5 protein-coding genes and 2 pseudogenes are annotated in these 7,468 nt (G+C 32.8%); 3 read left to right on the forward strand and 4 right to left on the reverse strand.

From position 1 onward, the window contains the following. The first annotated feature begins 506 nt into the window (after positions 1-506). Positions 507-2,714 (forward strand): discoidin domain-containing protein, encoded by a 2,208-nt coding sequence (locus tag Y7E_RS0127935; RefSeq protein WP_026049384.1) that lies wholly within the window; start codon positions 507-509, stop codon positions 2,712-2,714. Positions 2,715-2,859: 145 nt separating this feature from the next. On the opposite strand, the gene Y7E_RS35115 is transcribed toward Y7E_RS0127935, so the two are convergent. The 3 genes from Y7E_RS35115 to Y7E_RS0127945 all read right to left on the reverse strand — a co-directional run bounded on the left by Y7E_RS35115 (position 2,860) and on the right by Y7E_RS0127945 (position 4,719). Next, a complete protein-coding gene (locus tag Y7E_RS35115; protein WP_081584805.1) occupies positions 2,860-3,102 on the reverse strand; it encodes a MepB family protein in 243 nt (80 codons plus the stop codon). A 214-nt stretch (positions 3,103-3,316) separates the two neighbouring features. Continuing rightward, on the reverse strand, positions 3,317-4,228 hold the full coding sequence (locus tag Y7E_RS0127940; protein WP_017154480.1) for a sigma factor regulator N-terminal domain-containing protein: 912 nt from the start codon (positions 4,226-4,228) through the stop codon (positions 3,317-3,319). Next, the gene (locus tag Y7E_RS0127945; RefSeq protein ID WP_017154481.1) at positions 4,228-4,719 is read right to left on the reverse strand and encodes an RNA polymerase sigma factor; all 492 of its coding nucleotides are present in this window, start codon (positions 4,717-4,719) and stop codon (positions 4,228-4,230) included. The genes Y7E_RS0127940 and Y7E_RS0127945 overlap by 1 nt, the downstream gene beginning before the upstream one ends. A gap of 159 nt (positions 4,720-4,878) precedes the next feature. On the opposite strand from Y7E_RS0127945, the pseudogene Y7E_RS30540 reads away from it, so the two are divergent. After that, positions 4,879-5,379: pseudogene (locus Y7E_RS30540) on the forward strand (IS6 family transposase); the annotation flags it as partial. 78 nt (positions 5,380-5,457) lie between these two features. After that, positions 5,458-6,054 carry a recombinase family protein gene (locus tag Y7E_RS0127955; RefSeq protein ID WP_193352129.1) on the forward strand — a complete coding sequence of 199 codons (597 nt, stop codon included), beginning with the start codon at positions 5,458-5,460 and terminating at the stop codon, positions 6,052-6,054. A gap of 1,020 nt (positions 6,055-7,074) precedes the next feature. On the opposite strand, the pseudogene Y7E_RS34660 reads toward Y7E_RS0127955, so the two are convergent. Then, positions 7,075-7,468, reverse strand: a pseudogene (locus Y7E_RS34660) (hypothetical protein); the annotation flags it as partial.

Genomic DNA, 7,468 nt, shown 5'->3' on the forward strand with positions numbered 1-7,468 from the left:
CCTGTTTATGCTTTTTTCAAACTTTGCAACAGAACCCTTTTACACGTACATCAGAGGAAGATCTCAAAGAAAGAATAAAATTATCTTTAGTGTAGGTTTTATGTCATTTGGTTGGCGGTACCCCTGGTAAAAATATCTCAAATATTTCCTTCGAATTTATATATAAGTTCATAATAGACATGTGAAATTTTCTCAATTTTATATTTTTACTTTTAAATTATACTTAATATGGATATCCAAGATGAATTGAAGGATTGTTAGAGAAGGTATTTATCTTAATTTCCTACTTTAAGGAGTGATATATATGACTTAAGAAGTAAATGGAGGTAATATGACGGCCAGATTCGGAAGTCTTGGATGTCTATGCTTTTTATCGTATTCATAAAAAATATAATCAATATTATTCTATAGGATTATTCATTTTATAAATCTACTTGTTAAATTAGTGAGAAATTTGGTATTTCGTATAGATGCTAGAACGGCTCTGAATGAAAGGACTGATTTATATGAATAGAAGAAAGAATTGTAGGTTACAAAAGCCCATAAAGGTGCTCGCGACATCCGTTATTTTGGCAACTACGTTATTTTCACCAATTATGACAAATAATTTAGATGTACATGCTGAAACAGCTGCCGTCCAAACTGCAACGCAATATGAACAAAGGGAGTTTGACCTTCCCGGTACAGGTAGTTTTTGGGGTGAAGCAAAAAGGGAAAGAAGAAGTGAGCAAAAAAATTATATGCCAACAGGAATCTATGTAAAACCAAATGAGCAGGTTACAATTGAAGTATCGGGAACGCAAAAAATTAGAGGGATTATTGGGACGCATCAATATGATAAAGAATGGGGAAAAGAAATTGATCTTTCTCCTGGTTCTAATACTGTCTCTTCTCCAAACGGCGGCTTATTAGGATTTGATAACTATCAAGATACAGGAACAGTCAGGGTGAAAGTAACAAAAGGCGGTAGTCCTGTGCCATTCTTTGAATTAAGGAAGCACACGAAAGAAGATTGGATTGCCATGATGAACAAATATCCAGATGCACATGCTGTACAATTGAAATCAGAGCGCGCATTACTTACTGTTACTCGTAATAGTGCCAATAAATATATTGTGGATCAGAATCCTGTGCCTCTGTTAAAAAAATATGATGAAATGATTCAAGCACAAGATAGAATATCGGGATTATCTAAAACAGATGTTAATCCATTACATCGTTCAACTCAGCGTATTTGGGCTTTTGTAGAAAATCCTAATAAACAAGAGTGGGGTATGTATGCAAGTTGGGATGGAGCTGTATTTACAACTGCTGGTGAAGCAATTAAAAGTACTTTGAATGTAAATGAATTTGGGTGGGGACAAATGCATGAAGCGGGACATGCAAGACAACAACACCCATGGACGTGGAATGATTTAAGAGGTATGGGTGAAGTAACTGTTAATCTATATTCTTTAGCTGCACAAAAGCAATTATTCCCTAATCAACCAACACGTTTAGAAAAAGAAGGCGATTATGGTAGAGCCTTTGCATACTTAAAACAAACAAATAAAGAATATAAAAATATTGATGACTTGTTTGTAAAACTTGTTATGATTTGGCAGCTTCATTTAGCATATGGCGATGATTTTTATCCAAATCTTCATAAACTATACCGAGAGTTACCAGAGGATCAGCTTCCAAAAACGGACGAAGATAAAATACAAGCATTTATTTACAATACATCGAAGGTAGCAAATCAAAATTTACTTCCATTTTTTGACAAATGGGGATTGAAAGCCACCCAAGAAACGAGACAAAAAGTAGAAGGTTTAAATAATCCAACATTAATTGCACCTATATGGGAAGCGACGGATACTAAACCTGTTAAACCACTTGCTGTATTGTCGAAAAAAATAATGAAGGCAAGTGCAAATAGTGAGGAATCCAGTGGCTCAGCAAGTAAGGCAATTGATGGGAAACCAGATACATTTTGGCATAGCAGTTGGACACCAAATCAATATCCGTATAATTTAACATTGGATCTTGATAAAAATCAAACGATATCACAAATAGACTATCTTCCAAGACAAGACGGGTCAGAGAATGGTCGCATTTTAGGCTACAATATTTATACGAGTGTAGATGGTGTTAAATATGACAAAGTATCATCCGGAACATGGGAAAATAATAGTAATAAGAAAACGGCAACCTTTGCCCCAGTTACTGCAAAATATGTAAAAGTAGAAGTAACGAGTGGACAGAATGGATTTGCTTCAGCAGCTGAAGTAGATATTCTAACTGATTCTCCAACTGTTAAACCATACGTATTGCCTAAAAATGCGATGAAAGCAAGTGCAAATAGTGAGGAATCCAGTGGTTCAGCGAGTAAGGCAATTGATGGGAAACCAGATACATTTTGGCATAGCAGTTGGACACCAAATCAATATCCATATAATTTAACATTGGAACTTGATAAAAATCAAACAATTTCGAAAGTGGACTATCTTCCAAGACAAGATGGGTCAGAGAATGGCCGCATTTTAGGCTACAATATTTATACAAGTGTAGATGGTGTTAAATATGACAAAGTATCATCCGGAACATGGGAAAATAGTAGTAATAAGAAAATAGCAACCTTTGCCCCAGTTACTGCAAAATATGTAAAAGTAGAAGTAACGAATGGACAGAATGGATTTGCTTCAGCAGCTGAAGTAGATATTTGGGGATATTAATAGTTTACACAAATAGCTGCAGAATCTTTATATGATTGAGAGGTATGGCACTTACGTTTTCTTTTCATCTCCCCTACTTCTCCAGCTGATTGATTAAATGTAGAGGGAGACACATATCGATATCACTCTTGTTTTTAATGTATATTCATAAAAAGCACATTACTATTCTCATTAACATAAGAGAATAGTAATGTGCTTTTAATATCCTGTTTACATAGAACTGCTTTAGGAAGCACAAATTGGCTGAATCTGATATGTCATATGGTTGGATCGATCCATACTCACTTCTCTCCCACAAAGTCACAAATCGTCCGACTTTTGTAGGAGTAATTTTAGAAACACCAAATCTAATAGAGAGGGCGTTCAGATTAAATATATAGGGGTACAGCCGAGATACGTGTAAAAATAGGTCATAGGCTTACTTTTATTTCCAACCTCATTTAAAATCGGGTTTTTTATTTTTTATAAAACTCCTTCATCAGATACCGTATTTTCTTTTTTCCCCCTATTATAAACACAGAAATATTTCGATATTTATTAAGTTAACAAGAGGACAGATTAACAAGGAAAAGAGACCAAATATTCATCTGATCTCTTTCTTATTATTTCTCTGGTTTAATATAAGGGACGATTTGTGCAATAGCCCCTACAGAAGCACCACGAATAAAATCTTGATTTTCTAAGACTTTAAAGTTTTGGGTTTGACCAGTCAGCATTACCCCTAAAATTTTCACTTCATCAAACTGTTTATTTTTATTTAATTTTAAAAACTCTTGGATTGTTTTTTCAGTACCATCTGCATCATATTTTTTAAGTGCATCAATAAAGCTATTATATGCCTTTTTCGGTGAATCAGATGGATTAAATCCATAAACCTGCACACCAGCAGGTCCCTTGCTTTCATCTACAATTGGTGAAGTCATATACCACCATACGATGTTTAAATTATCGGGAATTTTTGCTTGAATTTCTTTTAATGTATATGGTCGATCGAAAGAAATCGCAACTTCCGCAACGTGGTTTTCCATTTGTGAAATTGCCGCTAGATCATTTCGTACACCATTATAGTACTTTTTAATAGATGGATGATAAAATGTTGCAAATTTATTCTTTGTTTGTTTATCATACTCATAGAACTCCGTATCAGACCAATAAAATCCCGGTATTAACTCGTTGTTATCAATATGAAGGCGAAACCAATCATACGAACTTGTGAGTGTGCTCCATTGAACTAAATAGCCATTAATATTTTTAGAACGATTCGTCACAATGTTGCCACCAAACATGGAGGTATTACTCGTAACTTGAGAATCGATTTGAATATTAGGTTCGGCAATTTCATTATGTAAAAAGAGCTGTTCATGAAGTTTTGTAGAACTTTTCGCTGCGAAGTAATTCCCCGTTTTATAAAGGATTGGTAATAGAATAAGTACAACGATAATTGAAGTAATGACGATTTTTAGTAATTGTTTTCGCTTAGCTTTTTTTAAAGCACTCTTTAAAGAAGTGTCCATTAATATTTCCCTCCTATTTTTGAGTGAATAAATTTACGTGCACGAAATAATTTTTGCTTTACACTGCTTACTTTAATGTCCAAAATAGCCGAAATTTCTTCATATGAAAAATCATAGTAATACTTTAAAAAGAAAACTTCCTTATATTCTTTTTTAACGTCTTTTAATAAATTAAAAATCTCATCCTTATTTAAAATGACCTCAAATTCGCAGTCTGTATATTGTAGCTTTGAATAAATTTCCTCGGTTAAGTAGATGTTCTGTTGCTCCTTTTTTCTTTTCAAATCAATATATTCATTGAGTGCTACTCTAAAAAACCACGGACGTATATTGTTCTCTGTTAGATCATCTAATAGTGTGTACACTTTGTAAAAAGTGTTTTGAATTATATCTTCAGCATCTTCTTTTTTGGCTCCTTTCGCTAGTAATAGATTGAACACTTCCTCTCCTAAATGGATAAGATAGGAGGCTAATATATTTTCTTGTTTCATTATTTGCCCTCCCTATACTTATACAACGAATAAGTAATAATAAATGTATACACTTAAATGAATTAAATAAAAAGTTTTTGATTTCTCAACGTAGGCTATGTTATACGATTCGATTTCCGAAATTAGATAACTTTATTATTCCTGAAACATTATCGAATGAAAGTGAAAAATAAATCTGCACGCTTATCTTGGCATTTGGATGAGACTTATATCAAAGTTAAGGGAGAATGGCGTTATCTCTATCGTGCAATTGATAAAGATGGACACACATTGGATATTCAACTTCGTAAAAAACGGGATCATCAGGCTGCCTATGCCTTCATGAAAAGATTAGTAAAACATTTTGGAGAACCAACGGTTCTCACTACAGACAAAGCGCCGGCATTACTTTGCGCATTTAACAAATTAAGAAAACAAGGATTTTATCAAACTACAATCCATCGTACAATCAAACATTTAAACAATCTTATTGAACAGGATCATAGGCATGTAAAGAGACGTTTTGTCAAATCCGCAGGATTTCAAAATCTTCGTCATGCTTCACGTACGATAAAAGGTATCGAGACCATTCATGCCCTATATAAACAAAGGCGAAGTCTTCAAAGAGACTCCGCCTTTTCAACGTACAATGAACTTCAACAATTACTAGCTATTTCCTAAACATTGTTCCTCATTTACCAACCTGTTTATGCTTTTTTCAAACTTTGCAACAGAACCCATTGACCTACATCAAAACTTATGGTCAAAAGTAAACGTAGAAAAGGTGAGTTTTTGGTTAAATATGGATATGCTAGGGTGAGCACATTAAACCAGGATTTGGAATCTCAAATTCAAATGTTAGAAAAAGAAGGCTGCGAGAAAATTTACTCCGAAAAATTTACAGGTACAAAATTTGATAGGCCAAAATTTCAAGAACTACTTTCTGTACTAGAAAATGGCGACACACTTGTTGTAACAAAATTAGATCGTTTTGCGCGTTCGGCTGAAAATGCAATCCAAACGATTAAAATGTTATTTGAAAAAGGAGTTAAGGTACATGTCATTAATATGGGAGTAGTAGAAGATACGCCAACTGGACGATTGATGTTTAATATCATGAGTGCATTCGCTGAATTTGAAAGAGATATGATTGTAGAACGTACACAAGAAGGAAAAGCGATTGCCAAGTTGAATCCTAGTTTTAAAGAGGGACGACCGAAGAAATATAATAAAGAGCAAATAGAACACGCTCTTGGTTTGTTAAAAACAGAGTCTTATAGGAAAGTGGAGAGAAAGACGGGAATCAGCGTAAGTACCTTGCAACGTGAAAAAAGAAATCGTTTAAAAACTGAGTGAATGTAAAACGGAAGGTATTTTTGGGGTATATTGTTAAATAAGACCATAATTTGTATATATATTCAAAAGTTACGATACCGTCAGGCACATTTTAAGGCATTTAATTTTAGTTTTATATATAAAGGTCTTTGAAATTCGAAATTTCAACCTGTTAATTTGGAATAAAGTTACGATATTTATAAAAAAGATGCGATGTTTATAATAAAGTCACGAAGTTTTGAAGAAAGTTGCGACGTTTCTATCAAAGAACTCTAAATGAGTTTTGAATAATCTTTTCCTAAAAATAGTTTCTTTTTATTAGGATTTTAAATGAAAGTTACTTACAAGTATACCTGTAAGTGTGTTTATAAATTTTAAACACTACAACAGGTGGGTATCATATCCAAAAAAGAAAATTGTACGTTAATGTGTTTTGTAATAATATATATATATATTGATATATGTGTATCATGAAAATAGGAAGTTGAAAGAGGGGATTAATGTGGCATTGATAGTTCCAAAATGCATCTACTGTAAGGAAGATATTAAAAAGGACGAACAAGCATTAGTAATCGTACCTTATCCTAAGAGAAAGGGATTTACAGAAATTAAAGCCTATTTAAATTTAGAGGGGAAATTTATTTGCGAGAACTGTAAAGACAAACTTAGTATATAATCCAGGGCTGTTTTTTATGATTTTCTTATTGAAATTATTTATCTTTTTTATAAAAAGTTCATGTATAAAAAAATAATCTCTCTATATTTTGATCAATCTTTGTTCAAAAAGTAGAGGGATTTTTTATGATGGAATTAATGTTATAAACTACTTTTTTATCAAACTTTATTCAAAACCAACACAACCCATAAAAAACAGCAGATATTATGTTGCTGTTTTTTATGATTTATAGTTTACCGGGTGTCAGTATGACTATATTGAACTTCTCTATGACCATAATAAATTCCTTAGCGTACAATTTTTTCGAAATGATATGGTGGCCTACTGTAGGAAACAGGATTCATATGGAAAAAATAAGAATTAGTTCATGTTTTTATCATTTCTCTACATACCTCTGAATATAAATCATTCAGCATTTTCATGTGATTTCCTTTCCAATATTTCCAAAGAGATGTTGATAACCGATTCTTCGTTAACCATTCCCTACTATATATTTGTAACAACTGTTCTATTGTGAGTTGTTCTTTTTCTTCTATCGTCCATCGTAAAACTTCTAAACTCTTTTCTCTAGTCCAAAAATTTATAGGTGTCATCTGTAATTCCCATTCTTTAAATCTTCCTGGATATAAATCATTCAGCATTGCATATGGGCTAGAACCCCAATATACTCTGGAAGGTCTTTCTAATTTATTTTTAATCAACCACTTTTTGCTATATACTTGTAACAATTGTTCTGTTGTTAATTTTTCTTTTTCTTCT

The organism is Bacillus bingmayongensis (assembly GCF_000299035.1).
Taxonomy (GTDB): domain Bacteria; phylum Bacillota; class Bacilli; order Bacillales; family Bacillaceae_G; genus Bacillus_A; species Bacillus_A bingmayongensis.